Annotated in this window: 13 protein-coding genes; 8 read left to right on the top strand and 5 right to left on the bottom strand. The window is 71.1% G+C overall.

Features of this window, described 5'->3' with window-relative positions; all coding sequences use genetic code 11:
* From ACFY1U_RS31645 to ACFY1U_RS31660, 4 genes are all read right to left on the bottom strand, one after another.
* Entirely contained in the window at nucleotides 1-903 is a 903-nt protein-coding gene (locus tag ACFY1U_RS31645) for a carbohydrate ABC transporter permease (RefSeq protein WP_390697550.1), read from the bottom strand.
* Entirely contained in the window at nucleotides 900-1,811 is a 912-nt protein-coding gene (locus tag ACFY1U_RS31650) for a carbohydrate ABC transporter permease (RefSeq protein WP_390697551.1), read from the bottom strand. The genes ACFY1U_RS31645 and ACFY1U_RS31650 overlap by 4 nt, the downstream gene beginning before the upstream one ends.
* 117 nt (nucleotides 1,812-1,928) lie before the next feature.
* The gene (locus ACFY1U_RS31655; protein ID WP_390697552.1) at nucleotides 1,929-3,260 is read right to left on the bottom strand and encodes an ABC transporter substrate-binding protein; all 1,332 of its coding nucleotides are present in this window, start codon (nucleotides 3,258-3,260) and stop codon (nucleotides 1,929-1,931) included.
* A gap of 274 nt (nucleotides 3,261-3,534) precedes the next feature.
* A complete protein-coding gene (locus tag ACFY1U_RS31660) occupies nucleotides 3,535-4,668 on the bottom strand; it encodes an ROK family transcriptional regulator (RefSeq protein ID WP_390697553.1) in 1,134 nt (377 codons plus the stop codon).
* 228 nt (nucleotides 4,669-4,896) lie between these two features.
* Here ACFY1U_RS31660 and ACFY1U_RS31665 point away from each other — a divergent pair, with 228 nt between their 5' ends.
* The 7 genes from ACFY1U_RS31665 (at nucleotide 4,897) to ACFY1U_RS31695 (ending at nucleotide 14,660) form a co-directional block, all read left to right on the top strand.
* Nucleotides 4,897-5,796, top strand: coding sequence for an N-acetylglucosamine kinase (locus ACFY1U_RS31665; protein ID WP_390697554.1), 900 nt, complete (start codon nucleotides 4,897-4,899; stop codon nucleotides 5,794-5,796).
* 198 nt (nucleotides 5,797-5,994) lie between these two features.
* Nucleotides 5,995-7,920, top strand: a complete 1,926-nt coding sequence (locus ACFY1U_RS31670; protein WP_390697555.1) for a phosphatase PAP2 family protein — start codon at nucleotides 5,995-5,997, stop codon at nucleotides 7,918-7,920.
* A gap of 42 nt (nucleotides 7,921-7,962) precedes the next feature.
* Nucleotides 7,963-9,705: an ArnT family glycosyltransferase gene (locus tag ACFY1U_RS31675; RefSeq protein WP_390697556.1), complete on the top strand. Its 1,743-nt coding sequence runs from the start codon at nucleotides 7,963-7,965 to the stop codon at nucleotides 9,703-9,705.
* A 99-nt stretch (nucleotides 9,706-9,804) separates the two neighbouring features.
* Nucleotides 9,805-10,728 carry a MurR/RpiR family transcriptional regulator gene (locus tag ACFY1U_RS31680; RefSeq protein ID WP_390697557.1) on the top strand — a complete coding sequence of 308 codons (924 nt, stop codon included), beginning with the start codon at nucleotides 9,805-9,807 and terminating at the stop codon, nucleotides 10,726-10,728.
* Between the two features lie 437 nt (nucleotides 10,729-11,165).
* Nucleotides 11,166-11,537, top strand: coding sequence for a hypothetical protein (locus tag ACFY1U_RS31685; protein WP_390697558.1), 372 nt, complete (start codon nucleotides 11,166-11,168; stop codon nucleotides 11,535-11,537).
* Nucleotides 11,538-11,596: 59 nt separating this feature from the next.
* Complete coding sequence (locus ACFY1U_RS31690; RefSeq protein WP_390697559.1) at nucleotides 11,597-12,163, top strand: antibiotic biosynthesis monooxygenase; 567 nt, start codon at nucleotides 11,597-11,599, stop codon at nucleotides 12,161-12,163.
* 202 nt (nucleotides 12,164-12,365) lie between these two features.
* A complete protein-coding gene (locus ACFY1U_RS31695; RefSeq protein WP_390697768.1) occupies nucleotides 12,366-14,660 on the top strand; it encodes a SpoIIE family protein phosphatase in 2,295 nt (764 codons plus the stop codon).
* A 20-nt stretch (nucleotides 14,661-14,680) separates the two neighbouring features.
* Here the strand turns inward: ACFY1U_RS31695 and ACFY1U_RS31700 are convergent, their stop codons facing one another.
* The gene (locus ACFY1U_RS31700; RefSeq protein ID WP_390697560.1) at nucleotides 14,681-15,376 is read right to left on the bottom strand and encodes a peptidoglycan-binding protein; all 696 of its coding nucleotides are present in this window, start codon (nucleotides 15,374-15,376) and stop codon (nucleotides 14,681-14,683) included.
* Nucleotides 15,377-15,570: 194 nt separating this feature from the next.
* Here ACFY1U_RS31700 and ACFY1U_RS31705 point away from each other — a divergent pair, with 194 nt between their 5' ends.
* Nucleotides 15,571-16,236, top strand: a complete 666-nt coding sequence (locus ACFY1U_RS31705) for a TetR family transcriptional regulator (RefSeq protein ID WP_390697769.1) — start codon at nucleotides 15,571-15,573, stop codon at nucleotides 16,234-16,236.
* Nucleotides 16,237-16,249: the final 13 nt, after the last annotated feature.

Below are 16,249 nucleotides of genomic sequence, written 5' to 3' on the forward strand. Positions count from 1 at the left end.
TCAGTCCTTCAGTCCGGCGTTGATGTCGGCGCCCATGACGTAGCGCTGGAAGACCAGGAAGATCACGATCAGCGGGATCATGGAGATGACCGAGGCGCCGAGCAGGACCGACCAGTTGATGTTCTGTGCGCCGACGATGCTCTGGATGCCGATCTGCACGGTGAACTTGTTGGGGTCGTTGAGCATCAGCAGCGGCCAGATGTAGTCGTTCCAGCGCCACTGGAAGGACAGGATGGCGAGGGTCAGCATGATGGGCCGGGAGAGCGGCACCATGATCCGCAGGAAGATCGACAGTTCGCGGGCACCGTCGATGCGGGCGGCTTCCACGAGTTCGTCGGGAACGGTCAGGAAGAACTGGCGGAACATGAAGCATCCGGTCGCGGTGAGCACGGCCGGGAGGATGATGCCGGCGAACGAGTTGTAGAGGCCGAGGTTGCGGACCACCAGGAACTCCGGGGCCAGCATGACCTCGCCCGGCAGCATCGTGGTGGCCAGGATGCAGAGGAAGAACGCCTTCAGCCATCTGTTGTCGTACTTGGCCAGCGCGTACCCGGTGCAGCAGCTCACTCCCACCGTGAGGATCGTCGTGATCACACACACGATGGTCGTGTTGATGAAGAACTGGGAGAAGTTGGCACTGCGCCACGCCGTCAGGTACCCGGACAGGGTGGGGTGGTGCGGAACCAGTGTCAGCGGATAGGAGAACAGGTCGCTGGCCGGCTTGAGGGAGCTGAGGATGAACCACAGCACCGGCAGCCCGTAGAGGCACGCGAGGATCCACAGCAGGGTCGTCGCGGACACCGCCTGCCGGATCCCGCCGCTCGTCGCGCCGCGGGTCCGCTTCCTGGAAACAGTCCGTCCGGGACCGGTGTCGACCTTGCGGGGCATGTCTGTGGTTGTCATCGGTTCTCCACCCGCCGGTTGACGATCAGCTGGATGATCGCGACGGCCATCAGGATGAGCATGAGCACGAATGACGCGGCGCTCGCGTAGCCGATCTGGCCCCGTTGGAAGCCGGTCTGGTAGATGTACTGGACAAGAAGGTTGTTCGACGTTCCGGGTCCGCCGTTGTTGAGGGCGACGAACACCGGGTATTCCTTCATCGCGTTGATCGTGTTGAGCAGAATGACGATGAACGAGGTGGGCGCGATGCTCGGCAGTGTGATGCTGAAGAACTGGCGCCACGGTCCGGCGCCGTCGAGCGAGGCCGCCTCGTAGTACGACACCGGTACGTTCTTGATCGCCGCGATGAACAGCAGCATCGTGAATCCCGTCCACATCCAGGACGCCGCCATCACCACCACGAGCAGCGACAGGTCCGCGTCCGACTGCCACGGGACGGCACTGCCGCCGAGCTTCTCGATGACGTAGTTGACCAGTCCGAAGTTCTCGCCGAACAGCCACCGCCACAGGACACCCACGACGATGGGCGACAGCAGCCACGGGATGAAGAAGATGACGCGCGCGACCGACGCACCCTTGGCGTGCTTGTTCACCACCAGGTTGGCGGCGAGCAGCGAGAGCGCGAAGTTCAGCGGTACGAAGAGCACGGTGTACAGGAGCGTCCGGGTCAGCGCGTCGTAGAACGTGGAGTCCCCGAACAGGTTGTGGTAGTTGTCCAGTCCGATGAACTGGAACGCCCCCACGCCCGTGTAGTTCGTGAAGGAGTAGACGAGCCCGATCACCGCCGGCCAGACGAAGAACAGCGAGAAGAGCACGACATTGGCCGCGATGAGGACGAGCGGCGCAAGGGTGTACTTACTGCGTCTCCTGGGCGGGCTCGCGGACACGACCGAGGCGCGTTTTGTCATCTTCCTGACTCCGTGCTGGTGGAATGGGTTGCGGTGGGCTCACGCCGTGAGCCCGGCATCGTGTGGGCGTAAAGGGCCGGGGGGCGCTGTCGAGACACCGCCCCCCGGCCCTGTGGCCTACGATCCGCCGCCGACCTGCTGGTTGTAGCCGGCCACGATGTTCTCCAGGGCCTTGTCGGACGACTGCTGGCCGTTGACCGCCTTACCGAGCTCCGTCTTGGTCGGGTCGGTGGTGATGCTCTTGCCCTTCAGCGCCCATTCCGTCTGCGCACCGTTGAAGTAGCCGGAGATCGGGGCGTAGAGCGGGATCTCCTCGTTGTACAGCTTGAACGCCGACTGCGCCGCGTCGGACTTGAAGGGGTAGTTCGGGGTCAGACCGCTCTCGACGGGGAGGAACCCGGAGCTCTCGACCAGTTCGGTGTACTGCTTCGGGTCGTACACCCAGGTCATGAACTTCTTCGCGGCGGTGGCCGCGGCGCCGTTGTTGTTGAAGCCCACCATCAGGCCGCCGGCGTTGACGTCGCTGGCCTGCACGGGCTGGGCGGGGGTCGGGACGCTGGCCCAGTCGAACTTCTTGATGCTGTCCGCGAACGCTGCGACCTGCCACACGCCGGACCAGTAGGCGACCACGTCACCGCTCTGGAACATCGCGGACGGGTCGGCGCCGCTGGTCCACACCGACTTCGGCATGGTCTTGTCGTCGTTCCAACCGACGAAGGTCTTCACGGCCTTCTTGGTCGCGGCGTCCACGGAGAACTTGCCGGAGGAGTCCGCGTGGACGTACTTTCCGCCCATCTCGTACACCATGGCGCGCAGTCGCGACGGCGACTGGTCGAAGGTCAGGGAGTACTTGGCGCCGGTCTTCTCCCGGACCTTGTTCGCGGCCGCGATGAAGTCGGTCCAGGTCCAGGTCTTCGAGGGCGAGGTGGGGAAGGAGACGCCGGCCTTCTTGAAGAGCGTCTTGTTGATGTACAGGCCGGACGCGGTGACGTCCGAGGGGATGGCCAGCACCTTGCCGGAGGAGTCCTTCGCCAGGAAGTTGGCGTTGATGTTGTAGCTCTTGTTGCCGGCGATGGAGCTCAGGTCGATCAGCTTGTTCGACCAGATCGGGTCCAGCGACGGCACGGCCGCCACGTCGGGCAGAGCATTCGCCTGCGCCGAGTTGTGCAGCTTCGTGGTGTAGCCGTCGTAGGGGATGTTGACGAGCTTGACGGAGACGCCGTTTTCCTTCTTGTACTGCGCCACCAGCTTCTTCCAGCCCGCGTCCTGCCCGGGAACCGTGGAGATCCAGAACGTCAGCGACTTGGAGTTCCCGCCCGAGCCGGACCCCGACCCACCGCAGGCGGTGAGCAGAAGGGCACCTGCCGTGGCCACGGCAGCGAGGGGAACCACACGACGTATACCGCCGCGGCCGAGTCGGCGGGAGCGCCGCACACCCACACTGGTCATTTTCTTCCCTTTTCGTCGTACTGGACGGAGCACGGCGCCAGCCGAGGCGGCACGGGTGCATTTTGCAGGAAATTTCGCTTTCCGGGGCACGGCCTCGCCCGGCCGCGTCGCCTGGAGCGGGTGGAGTCCCCGGCCAATGAGGGCCGTCGTCGCACAAGCACGCCCTCGTGCGACTGCCGTACTTCGCGTACGGGCGGGAGGCTCACCCGGAGTCGGTATCCCGACCGACTTAGAAAGCGCTTGTCCGGACATTGGCACGTCGAGTCGGAGGCCGTCAATCCTTAGCCCCCGCGGCCTCGGTCACGGTTTGGACTCCTCGCGAAACCGCGAGCCGGGCGGCACCCACGACCGTGCCGAGATCGCCGACCGTGCTGCTGACGACTTCGGTCGGCCAGCTCAGCCGGGCCAGTTCCGCCCGTACACCGGGCAGTACCTGCGGGTCCGCGCCGGTGCTGCCGCCCAGGACGATCAGTCCCGGGTCCAGTACGGCGGTCACGGCGGCGGCGAGACGGCCGACGTCGGTGGCATGGCGGCCGATCACGGCGCGGGCCGCCGCCCGGCCCTCACCGGCCAGGGCGAAGAGCTGCTCGGCGGTGCGCGGGCGGGGCCCGTCCTCGTCCTGCCAGGCCTCGGCCGCCCGCCGCAGCAGCGAGCGGGCGCCGATGTACTCCTCCAGGGCCTCGTGGCGCGGCTCGCGGCCGTCGTCCCAGGGGTAGGGCAGCCGGGCCAGCTCACCGGCGGCGCCGTTGGCTCCGCGCAGCACCTGCCCGCCGACCACGATGCCGAGGCCGATACCGACGCCGATCCGCAGATAGCCGAAGGTGTGCCGGCCGCGCGCGGCGCCCTCGTGCAGTTCGGCGAGCGCGGCGCAGTTGACGTTGTTCTCGAGATGGACGGGGACGCCCGGCGGCAGGGCGACGGCCATGGCGTCGAAGACGGGGCCGGCCTTGGCCGTGGCGGGGCGCATGCGGGCGCCCTCCTTCTCGCGTGCGGTGACGTCGCCGACGGCGACGACGACGGCGCGCAGCGGGGCGCCTGCGGGGAGCGCGACGAGGGCCTCGCGCACCACGTCGGCGGCCTCGTCCCGGGTCCCGGTGGCCTGGGCGAGCAGGGTGCCGTCCAGGGCGCAGCCGCGCACCCGGGTCAGCGCGGGGCCGAGGTCGACGGCGAGCACGGCCCCGGCTGCCGGGCCGAGACCGTAGACGGCGGCGGAACGGCCCGTGCCGCCGGAGGCGGTGCCGGAGTGGGCCGCCAGCCGTGCGCTCTCCAGCTCCGCCACGGCGGAGGACACGGTGGGTTTGGACAGGCCCGCCAGGCTGGCGAGCTGCGGCCGGGTCGCGCTGCCCGCCGCGGCGAGCACGGCGAATACCGCGCTTGCGCTCTCGGTCAGACGGGGGGCTTCCGCCACGTCGTGTATCACAGTTCTCCCACGGGTCACGGGCCGCTCAGTGGTCGAGTGCGCGATGCCTCTTGACGCACTGTACTTCGTTAGTTAACTTCCTAACGAACTTCACGGTACTCGCCTGCCGTGTCCGTCTGAAGCCCGTCCCGGGGCTTCCCTAGTTCACCAACTCCCGTAATCTCAGGCACGGTTCGCCCAACCGTCGCGCCCCGCGCAACGACAAGAAGAGGTTCCGTGCAGGACTCCACGCCCCTCGTGGTCGGCATCGACGTGGGTGGCACCAAGACACAACTGCGTGCCTACGCCCATACGGAGCTCGTCGCCGACCACGTCCGGCCGAGCAGCGGCTGGCGGCCGCACGAGCCCGTGGCCGCCGCCGGCTGGCTGGCCGCGCTGGTCGCCGACGCGCTGCCGACGGGCGCACGCCCGGCGGCCGTCGCCGTGGGCGGCCACGCCTGTGAGACTCCGCGCCAGTGCGCCGAGATTCGTACCGCCCTGCAACAGCACTTCGACGCGCCCGCGCTGGTCGTGGGCGACGCCGAGCTGCTCGTGCCCGCCGCCGGACTGGACAAGGGGGTCGGCCTGGTCGCCGGCACCGGTTCCGTCGCGGTGGGCCGGCTCTCCGACGGGACCTGCCTCCAGGTCGGCGGCTGGGGCGCGGTCCTCGGCGACGAGGGCGGCGCGGCCGGCCTGGTGCGCGAGGCCGCACGGGCCGCATGGGCGGCGCACGATCGCGGGGAGGAGCCCGACGCACTCGCCCGGGGACTGCTCGCATCCTTCGGCGTCTCCGAAGTACCGGCGCTCGGCGCCGCGTTGGAGAGCGCCACGGACGTCTCCGCCCAGTGGGGCCGGCACGCTCCGGTCGTGTTCGCGGCCGCCGAGGCGGGCTCGTCGCTCGCCCGTGCGGTGATCACCGAGGCCGGCCGTTCGCTGGCCGCGCTCGTGGAACGGCTCGCCGCGCGCGGGGTCGTGGTCGACGACGTGGTGGTCGCCGGCAGCACCGTCCTCGCCCAGGCCTCCCTGTACGGCGCGTTCGCGACGGCGCTCGCGAGGTCCGTGCCGGGAGCACGCCCGCAGCCCCTGCGCGCCCCGCCCGTGGCGGGTGCGGTGGCACTGGCCCGTTCGATCCTGTGAACCGGTCGGCCCCCGTTCACGCACACGACACGTCACGGCCGCCGGGCCCTCGCCGACGGGACAGGACCCGGCCGTAGATCTTCGCTCAAAGCTTCACGGGACGCACCGGATTCGCACATCTCATGCGTCCCGTGGGACATCTCTGATCGCACGATCTCTCCCGGCCGCAGGGCCGCAGAACTGAAAAGAGGCACACGCATGCCGTCACCCGCCGGGCACCGCTCCTCGAACGCCGGTCGACCCACCGTCAACAGGCGGGGGTTCCTCAAGACCTCCCTGGGCGCCTCGGCCGGTGTGCTGGCCGCGCCCACCTTCGTGACGTGGCTGGGCGCCGCCGACGCCAAGGCCGCCACGGCGCCCGCGGCGTTCGTCGACGACTACAGGACCAACCTCCCGACGAACCTCACGCCCGAGACCAACGCGGTCGTCCGCGTGCTCGGCGGGTTCGCGCAGATATGGAAGACCGGCGGCGCCTGGAACACCGGCACGCCCCTGCGGCCCGAGATACTGCGCGCCAACATGCGCTACTGCGCCCGTATCACCGCCGCGCGCACGGACGCGCAGGCGAAGGAGGCGTTCCTCTACGACCGCCAGCACCAGAGCTACGCGATGATCGCGGGCCTGGGGCCGCTGTCCGACCTCTACAAGGCGGGCGCCAAGGCGGTCACGTCGATCACCAGCGCCCCCGACGGCACACCGCCCGCCAAGATCGACGACGCGGTCCCCGCGGACGCCCCGGCCGGCTCCGCGCTCGGCGCCGGCTCGCACGACTCCGCGCTCGGCAAGGTGGCCGAACTGGTCGACACCCTGCGGGGCAACTGGGCCTCGGGCAACCCGTCCAAGTACGCCTACCTGTACCCGCGGCCGTGGCGCATGAACGAGGACAGCGAGGTCGTCGACACAGGGCAGACGGACGCCCTCGGCTTCCCCGTCTACGACTCGAAGGTGGTCGTCGCCCCGCAGCTGCTGCGCCAGCGCAGCACCTCCCCGGCGGACGACGGCGGCTTCCCCAGCGGCCACACCAACGCCTTCCACCTGGCGGGCCTGGCGTACGCGTACGCCGTACCGGAGCGTTTCCAGGAGCTGGTGACGCGGGCCCTCGAACTCGGCCACACCCGGATCATGGCCGGCATGCACTCCACGGTCGACGTCATCGGCGGCCGCATCATGGCCACCGCGCTGGCCGCCGCCACCCTGGCCGACCCCGCGAACGCCGCCCTCAAGGCCGCGGCCCGCGCCCAGGCCCTCGCCTACTTCGAGGCACAGACCGGCACCACCGCCGACACCCTCTACGCCTACGCACACTCGGACACCACCGACCCCTACGCGGACCGGGAAGCCAACGCCCGTGCGGTGCGGCACCAGTTGACGTACGTGCTGACCCGCCACGGCCGCAGCGAGCCGCTGACCGTGCCGAAGGGCGCGGAGGTGCTGCTGGAGACACGGCTGCCGTACCTGGACGCGGAGCAGCGGCGCGAGGTGCTGCGCACGACCGCGCTGCCCTCCGGGTATGTGCTGCTGGACGGCTTCGAGCAGTGGGGGCGGCTGAACCTGTTCGCCGCGGCGGACGGTTACGGCGCCTTCGACTACGACGTGACCGTCACCCTCGACGCGGCGGCGGGCGGCTTCGGCGCGGCCGACAGCTGGCGCAACGACATCAGCGGCGACGGCGGTCTGACCAAGCGCGGCAGCGGCACGCTCACCCTGACCGGCCACAACAAGTACACGGGCGGCACCGTGGTGCAGGACGGCGTACTGGTCGCCGCCTCGTCCCACGCGCTGGGCCACGGCGAGGTCCGGGTGTCGGGCGGCACGCTGCGGCTGCAGCGGCCCGTGCGGGTGCACGGCGTCTACGCGCAGGAGTCGGGCGCGCTGGAGCTGACCCTGCGCTCGGGCCACGGACCCGCCCTCGAGGTCATGCGCCGGGCGGTGCTGGGCACGGGGAGCGTCCTGACGCTGCACCTCGACGCCGACAAGCCGCCGGCCGCGGGCAGCACCGTGCGCGTCCTGTCCGCTGCGGGGCTGCGCGGCCAGTTCGACCGCATCGAGCTGAACTCCGACCGGCTGCGGGCCGTACCCGTCTACACGACGGAAGGTCTGTCGGTACGACTCCTGAAGCGGTAACGCCCGGGAGGCGGGAGCTGATGAGAAAGTAGGGTCCATGGGATGGGCCCGGATCGCTCCCGCCCCCTCGCGGTCCGTGTCACCGCGGGGCGGATGATGGCGCACGAACAGCACTCGGTCCTCGAACCGGGCACCCACGACGACGAGGAACACCCGCCACCGGTGACGGCCCCCGAGCGGTCGCCCCGCCCGCGCGGGCGGTGGTTGCCGCCGCTCCTCGTCGTCGTGCTGCTGGCCCAGATGGCCGCGGCGATGGTCACCACCGCCGTGCAGCAGACCCCGACGATCGACGAGCCCGTCTACGTCGCCACGGCCGCCGACTATCTGCACGAGCACCGGGTGCGTCTCAACCCCGAGCATCCGCCGCTCGGCAAGCTGGTCATCGCCGTCGGGGTGGCCATCGCCGCTCCGCACGTCGACACCTCGTACCAAGGTGATCAGGGGCAGTTCGGGCGGCATCTGCTCTACGAGTCCGGAAACGATCCATGGCGGCTGATGTTCTGGGCGCGCCTCCCGATGATCGTGCTCACGCTGCTGTTCGGGCTCGTCGTGTTCGCCTTCGCCCGTGAACTCGCGGGCACGGTCGCAGGGTTGGCGGCGCTCGCCCTGTACGCCTTCTCCCCCGACGTGATCGCACACGGTTCGCTGGCCACCCTCGACGTGCCGGCGGCCGGGTTCGTGCTGACCTCGGCCTGGCTGCTGTGGCGGGCGCGCCGGCGGCCCCGGCTGTATGTGCCACTGGCCGGAGTCGCTCTCGGGGCGGGCCTTGCGACCAAGATGAGCGTGCTCCCGGCGGTTCCCGTGCTGCTGGCGCTGGGTGCGTGGTCGGTGTGGCGGGCGAGGCCCGGGGACCGGCGCGGGGCGGCTGCGCGAGCGGCACTCGGCGCCGGCGTGGTGGCGGTGGCCGCCGTCGCCGTCGTATGGGCGTCGTATCTGGTGGTCGACCCAAGGCTGCGGTGGACGCCGGAGCAGCCGGTGCCCGCGGTGGACGGGGTGAAGGGGCTGCTGGTGCGGCTGCTGCCGTTGCCGGCGTCGTACCGGGACGGGATGCGCATTCAGTTCGGTCTGGAGAACTACCCGTGGCAGGGCTTCCTGTTCGGGCATCTGTACACCGGCTCCCGCTGGTACTACCTGCCGGCCGCGCTGCTGGTGAAGACGCCGCTCGGCATGCTCGCCCTGTGGGTGGCCGGGGCGGCGGTGCTGGTGGCGGTGCGGCGGCTGCGGCCCGCGGCGCCGTATGTGCTGGTGCCCGCCGGAGTGCTGCTGGCCGCGGCCATGACCGGGTCGCGGGACTTCGGGACGCGGTACGCGATTTTCGTGCCGATGTTCCTGGCGGTGGCCGCGGGCTGTGTGCTCGCCGTGCGGTGGCGGTGGGCGCCGCTCGTGACGGGAGCGCTGGTGCTGTTCATCGCGGTCGGTTCGCTGCTGACGTATCCGTACTATCTGCCCTACTCCAACGAGGCGTTCGGCGGTCCCGCCAAGACCCATCTGCGGCTGCACGACTCCAACGTGGACTGGGGCCAGGACCTGGGCCGGCTCGCCGACCGGCTGCGCGAGCGGTACCGGGGCGAGCGGGTCTGGCTGGTGTACAAGGGCAGCGGAGTGCCGTCGTACTACGGCATCGACGCCTCCGATCCGCGCCAGGTGCCCCAGCGTCAGGTGCGCGGGCTGCTGGTCGTGTCGGACTCGGCGGCGGCCAAGGCGCGGGGACGGCTGGCCGCGTTGATCCGCAGCAGTCGTCCGGTCGACGACGTCGGGCATTCGATCACGATCTACCGCCGGTGACGGGGGCGTCCGGCGGCGCCGGATGCCCCCGTACAAGCCCTGGTCACGACGGTGTGTGGGCTATGTTGAAACACTGTGGGAGACAAAGGAGGCGCACCGGTGTCATCGCCGCAGCAGGCACGCGCACAGGCGTCCGCGATCACCTCGGGCAAGACGGCTCCGGAAGCCGAGGCCGCCCCGGCCTCCCAGCTCAGGACACTCTTCGACCGGCCCCGACTCTCCCCCGGCCAGCGGCGCATCGCCCAGTACCTCATCGAGCACATCACCGAGGCGGCCTTCCTGTCCATCACCGACCTCGCCGAACGCGTCGGCGTGAGCCAGCCCTCGGTGACGCGGTTCGCCGCGGCGGTCGGCTTCAGCGGCTACCCCGCGCTGCGCGAGAAGCTCCAGTCGATCGCCCTCGGCACCCTGGCCGGCGGCCCCGCCGCGACCGAGGAGAACGGCAGCAACGAACTGCAGGCGGCCGTCGACGCCGAGATCGAGAACCTGGAGAACCTCCGGCGCGACTTCGCCGACCCCGACCAGCTGATCGACCTCGGCCGCAAACTGTCGGCGTCCACACCCTTGACCGTCCTGGGACTGCGCATCTCGGTCTCGCTCGCGGAGTACTTCGCCTACGCCGCGCGCCGTATCCACCCGGACGTGCGGCTGGTGACGCGGGGCGGCAGCGTCGCCTACGACGCGCTGTTGCAGTCGCGTGAGGCGGGCGGCACCTGGGTGCTGGCCTTCTCGATGCCCCGGCACGCCCAGGAGACGCTCACGGCCGTACGGGTCGCACGCAGCGCCGGGCTGAAGGTCGCCCTGGTCACGGACCTGGCGCTGGGGCTCGTGGCCGACGAGGCGGACGTCGTCTTCGCCACCGGCACCGGCTCCCGCCTGGTCTTCGACTCCTACGCGGCGCCCGGCGTGATCGCCGCCGCGCTGCTGCAGGCCATGACCGACGCCGATCCCGAGCGCACCCAGGCGCGGCTGGAGGAGTACGAGCAGATCTCCGACCAGCACCAGTTCTTCCTGCGCGACTGATCCGGCGCGACCGCGACCCGCCCCGTACTCCCGGCCGATCCGGCGTTACAGCCAAATTACAAAAGGACCTTTCACAACAGACTGGGCATGAATGTTTTCATGCTTCTTGCAAACCGGACGGCATATATAAATACTTCTCACGGATCGCGCACCGGCCCACTCCGGGACACGTTCCGCACCCCCGTCCCCACCCGCATCGCCCGGAGAAAGCCGACGGTCCGCCCATGCGCCTGCACCATCCGCCGCGCCGGCGCCGTCTGCTCTCCCGGGCTCCTGCACGGACACCCGAAGCCGCCGTCCCCTACCCGCGTCGGCGCCCAGGGTGTTCGGTCGGGCCTCGCCTCTGCGAGCGCCCTTGGCGGCCCCGGTCATCCCCTAGACCGGGGCCGCCCGCCCACGTCGGACCACCCCCACACGACGCCGCACACCCGGAAGCGATGATCATGCAACTGACGACCACGCGTATCAGCCCGGACTGGCCGTGCCAGGTCAAGACGCCCGGCTCCTACGACTGGGAGCGCTCGGCGGCCAAGTGGCTGCGCGAACTGGTGCCGGCCCGCTACGGCAGCTACCCGGCCCTGATCCGCCACCCCGTGCTGCTGGCCCGCCATGCGCAGATACAGGTGCAGCACGAGATCCGGGTCGCGCGCACCGCGCTGCAGACAGCACGCGCCGATCTGCCCGCGCTCGGCATGCCCGAGTCGGTCATCGAGCACACGATCAAGCTGTACGCGGCGGAGGTGCTGCAGCTCCAGCACATCGCGCGCAGCGTCCGGGCGGTCGCCCGGGCCCTGGTCGACTCACGCTGACCGCGGCGGCCGGGGCTCGCACCGCATGATTCGCGCCACGCGTGGCACACGTGATGAACATGAGCACCGCCCAGTTGCGCAGGCGCGATCCGGTCACCACGGTGCTGACCTGGCAGGTGCGTCCCGGCCGGGAAGCGGAGTTCGAGAAGTGGACCCGTGGGATCACCCGCTGCGCCAGCCGGTTCCCCGGCAACGAGGGCGTCTCCTGGCTGCGGCCCGAGGACGGCCCCCGGTACCACGCGGTGCTGCGCTGGTCCGATCCGCAGCGGCTGGCGCGGTGGCTGGAGTCCGCTGAACGGGCCGAGTGGCATGCGCGGATCGAGGGGATCGCCACGGAGGTGGGCGACGAGCGCCAGTCGACCACCGGGATGGAGACCTGGTTCTCGCTGCCGGGGACCACGACGCGGTCCCCGCCCCGCTGGAAGATGGTGCTGACCACGTTCGTCGGCGCCTATCCCTTCACCCTGCTCATCCAGTGGCTGGTGACGCCCCGCACCACGGCCTGGCCCCTGCCGCTGAGGGCGGCCGTGTTCCCCGTCGTGCTGCTGCCCGTGCTGACGTATCTGGTCATGCCGCTGCTCAGCCGGTTGTTCCGGTTGTGGCTGTACCCGCCGCCGGACGACTGACGGGCCGGGCGGACCCGGCGTCCACTTCGACACGCCGGCTCTTCTCCTTTCGAGTGAAGCCAGGGCCGGATGGACCACGATCGCACCCGCCCTGTTGTGCGATGCTCGACGCGTGACGAGTAAGCCCGCCACGCCGACGGAGTCCAGCACCGCCGCCGACACCGTCGCCCTGGCCCAGGTCGTCGCCAGGCAGCGCGCCGAGATGGACCGGCTGCGCCACCTGGCGGCCATGTCGGCCGTCCTGGAGCAGGCCAAGGGCGTGATCATGGCACTCACCGGCTGCTCCGCCGGTGCCGCTGAGGAGGAGCTGCAGCGGCGGGCCGAGACAGCCGGCCGCACCGTGCTGGAGGAGTGCTGGATCACCCTCGGCAGCCTGCCGCCGCCGGGCGGTGCCGCTCCCGCCCCGGAGCCCGCCGTCCTGACCGAGTCCGCCGTGTCGCCCTCGCGGGACGCGGCCGCCGACTGGGGTGCCGCGGCGCTCGCCGCTCTCGGCAGGGAGCTCGTCCGTGTCACCGCACCGCAGGACCTCGCCTCCTGTCTGCTGGACCAACTGGCGCCCGAGGTGGGCGCCGACGCGGTCATGATCTATGCGCGACCGCCCGCCGGCGGGCTTGAGCTGGTCAGCCACGCCGGCATCGAAGCCACCCTCGCCGCCCAGTGGCAGCAGATCCCGCCGCTGAAGGGGTTCCCTGCCCTCGAGGCCCTGCGGGCGGGCGAGCCGCGCTGGCTGGAGGCCGCCGCCGAGGACCGGAAGCGTTACGTGCTGATCGGCGACCCTTCCGAACGCTGGGCGTCCCGCGCCTGGCTGCCGGTGCCGACCGGTGCCTCACCGAGCGTCTGCATCGGGATCCTGCGCACCCGCAGCGGGCCGTTCAGCGCGAGCGAGCGGGCTCATCTGCAGGCCGCCGCCCGGCTGTGTGCCGGACGTCTGCGGGACTTCTCCACCGGTCCGCAGGCCGCCGTCGACGCCACCGAGACCGTTCAGGCCATGCAGGCCGTCTTCGAAGCGCTGCCCGGCGCCGCCATGCTGCTCACTCCGCTGCCCGCCGCCTCGGGCGTGATCGACGACTACCGCATCGACGCCGCCACCGCACAGGCCGCCGACGTCGTCGGCGGCGCGTCCGACCTGGTCGGCCGACGCTTCCAGGAGGCCTGCCCGGCCCTGGCGGGCGAGCCGCTGTGGCAGGGCCTGCGCAGCGCACTGGCCACCGGAAAGCCGTATGAGAGCGCGCCGTTCGCCTACCAGGAGGTCGTGGACGGTGTCACGGAGCTGTCCACCTACACGGTGCGGGCGGCCCGGCTGGGCGACGGGCTGTTCGTGACATGGTTGCGGCACGGCTCCTCGGACCGGCAGGAACAGCGCCTCGCGGACGTGCAGCGGCTGGGGAGTCTCGGCTGGGCGAGCTGGAGCCTGGTCACGCACGAGGCCACCTGGTCCTCGCAGGTCTTCGAGCTCCTCGGCCGTGCCCCCGGCAAAGGCCCGGTCGGCCTCACCGACCTGCCCGGCCTTGCCCTGCCCGAGGACGCGCCCGTGCTGGCCCGTGCCATCGGCGAACTCCTGGGCACCGGCCGCCCCTTCGACGTCCCGTTCCGCATCAGGACGGCGGATGGGCTACGGCATCTGCGGGCCGTCGCCGAGGCGGTGCCGGACGCTGCAGGTAGGCCCGTCGAGGTGCACGGCGTCGTACAGGACCTCACCGCGCAGCGCAGCGCGGAGCTCGCCCTCGTCGAGAGCGAGCGGGCCGTCCTCACCCAGCACGACGTGCTGCGCGCCGAGCGGGCACTGGCCGGCCGGCTGCAGCATGCCCTGCTCCCCCTGCCCACCAGGCCCGTGCGCCTGGCGGGGCTGCGTGTCGAAGTGGCCTATCTGCCCGCCCAGTCGGGCACCTATGTCGGCGGCGACTGGTTCAGCGCCATCGAACTGCCGGACGGGGACGCCCTCTTCGTCGTCGGCGACGTGGCCGGCCACGGCATAGACGCGGTCGCCACGATGGCCCAGCTCCGCTTCACCGCCAAGGGCATGGTCATCACCGGGTCCTCGCTGACGGGAGCGCTCGCGCGCCTCAACACGCTGCTGCTGCACTCCCGCGGACCCCACGGCACCGCGACCATGGTCCTCGCCCGCTACGCCCCCGCCGAGCGCCGGCTGATCTGGGCGCAGGCCGGCCACCCGCCGCCCCTGCTGCTGCGCGACGGCCAGGCGCACTATCTCGACCGCCCTAGCGGCATCCTGCTCGGCGCGAGCACGGCGCCGGACTTCGCGGAGGCGGAGTTGCCCCTCGCACCCGGCGACCGCGTCCTCCTGTACACGGACGGCCTGGTCGAGCGGCCCACGGAGGACCTCGACCGAGGCTTCAAACGGCTCTCCGAGGCCGTCCTCAGCCGCCACAGTGACGAGCCCGGCGCCCTGGCGCCCATGCTCGCCGCCATGCTGGAGGGTGAGCGGCGGGATGACGTCTGTGTGCTCGACATCCGGGTGCCTGCGGATCCGCAGTAGACGGCGGGACCTCCCCGGTGTCAGCCGGTGCCGGAGGCCGTCCGGGACTCCAGTGCGACGCGGGTGTCATTGCCGTAGACGCCGGTCTCGTCGCCCCTGATGCCGTACCAGAGCTGGAAGCGCGCCACCGCGGCCTTGAGGGTGGCGTCGTAGGTGCCGCCGGTGGAGCCGCCCGTGTAGACGTCCGGGATGCGCAGCAGGCGTTGCTGCAGATCGGTCACGGCCGGGCCGCTGTCGCCCTCGCGGAGGGTGCCCGGGCCGTCGGGGTCCGACGCGGCGGAGGCGGAGGCGGTCGGCTCGGCGGTCGCGGTCGGCTCAGCTGACACGGTCGGCTCGGCGGACACGGTGGGGCGGGGTTCCGGCACGGCGGCGGCCTCGTTCCTGTCGTGCAGCAGCAGGGCGCCGCCGAAGCCGACCAGGGCGGCCGCGGCGACAGCGATCGTCACGGCGGCGCGGCGCAGTCCCGGCCCGAACCCGAAACGGCCGCCACCGTGCGGTGCGCTGACGTGGCCGGTGCGCACGGGCGGGAGTTCCTGTGTCTCGCCCTCGTCCCAGGACCGCGGGTCCCGCACGGCGACGGGCTCGAGATCACCGGTGCCCTGCTCCATCTCCTTGAAGAGCTGCGCCAGGGCGTCGGTGCGGCGCGGGCGCAGGACCCGGATGGGCTCCAGCGGCAAACGGTCCTGCGGTGACCCGGATGCGGGCGGTATGGGCACTGCGCTCTCCTTCCGTCCCCGTTGCGGGGCCTCCGCGGTTCCCCGGGGAGTGATACGCGCCCTGCACCGCGAGAGTTCAGCAGCCCCACAGGAGGACACTCAGTTCCCTTTGGCAGCGCACTGAGTGCCGTCTGTGCCGTCCGGATGCTACTTTCCCGTTCATGAAGACGGAGCCGACTGCCGCGCGGCCACCCATGCGGGACGCCCTGGTCGCGGCGGCCTTCCACCTGTTCCTCGAGCGGGGATACGAGCAGACCACGGTGGACGACATCGTGGCGCTCGCCGGCGTCGGGCGGCGGTCGTTCTTCCGCTACTTCCCCTCCAAGGAGGACGTGGTCTTCCCCGACCACGAGCGGTGCCTGGCCGAGATGACGGCGTTCCTCGCCGACAGCGGCGACGAGGACGAACCGGTGCAGCGGGTCTGTGACGCGGTGCGGATCGTGCTGCGCATGTACACCGAGAACCCGACCTTCTCCGTGCAGCGCTACCGCCTCACCAAGAAGGTGCCGGGACTGCGCGCGTACGAACTCTCGGTGGTGTGGCGATACGAGCGCGCCTTCGCCGACCATCTGCGCGGCCGCCTCGCGGGCCGTCCGGACGGGACGCTGCAGGCCGACGTGATCGCGGCGGCGGTGGCCGCGGCGCACAACAACGCGCTGCGCTCCTGGCTGCGCTCGGACGGGCAGGGGGACGCGAGCGCCGCTCTCGACCACGCCCTGGGGTACGTGCAGCAGGCCTTCACCACTCCCCCGGCGCACGACGACGAGGAACCCGAGGACGTGGTGGTGGTCGTCTCCCGGCGTGGCGCGCCGTTGTGGCGGGTGGTCCAGGAGATCGAGAGCGCTCTGGAGCAGGACTGACCGGAGCCCCACA

This window comes from Streptomyces sp. NPDC001351 (assembly GCF_042896045.1).
Lineage (GTDB): Bacteria > Actinomycetota > Actinomycetes > Streptomycetales > Streptomycetaceae > Streptomyces.

Excerpts from the sequence above, each read along its gene's own strand:
- ACFY1U_RS31650 (WP_390697551.1), bottom strand. The coding sequence starts at position 1,811 with ATGACAAAACGCGCCTCGGTCGTGTCCGCGAGCCCGCCCAGGAGACGC.
- ACFY1U_RS31695 (WP_390697768.1), top strand. The coding sequence starts at position 12,366 with ATGGACCGGCTGCGCCACCTGGCGGCCATGTCGGCCGTCCTGGAGCAG.
- ACFY1U_RS31655 (WP_390697552.1), bottom strand. The coding sequence starts at position 3,260 with ATGACCAGTGTGGGTGTGCGGCGCTCCCGCCGACTCGGCCGCGGCGGT.
- ACFY1U_RS31675 (WP_390697556.1), top strand. The coding sequence starts at position 7,963 with ATGGGCCCGGATCGCTCCCGCCCCCTCGCGGTCCGTGTCACCGCGGGG.
- ACFY1U_RS31645 (WP_390697550.1), bottom strand. The coding sequence starts at position 903 with ATGACAACCACAGACATGCCCCGCAAGGTCGACACCGGTCCCGGACGG.
- ACFY1U_RS31705 (WP_390697769.1), top strand. The coding sequence starts at position 15,571 with ATGCGGGACGCCCTGGTCGCGGCGGCCTTCCACCTGTTCCTCGAGCGG.
- ACFY1U_RS31685 (WP_390697558.1), top strand. The coding sequence starts at position 11,166 with ATGATCATGCAACTGACGACCACGCGTATCAGCCCGGACTGGCCGTGC.
- ACFY1U_RS31690 (WP_390697559.1), top strand. The coding sequence starts at position 11,597 with ATGAGCACCGCCCAGTTGCGCAGGCGCGATCCGGTCACCACGGTGCTG.
- ACFY1U_RS31670 (WP_390697555.1), top strand. The coding sequence starts at position 5,995 with ATGCCGTCACCCGCCGGGCACCGCTCCTCGAACGCCGGTCGACCCACC.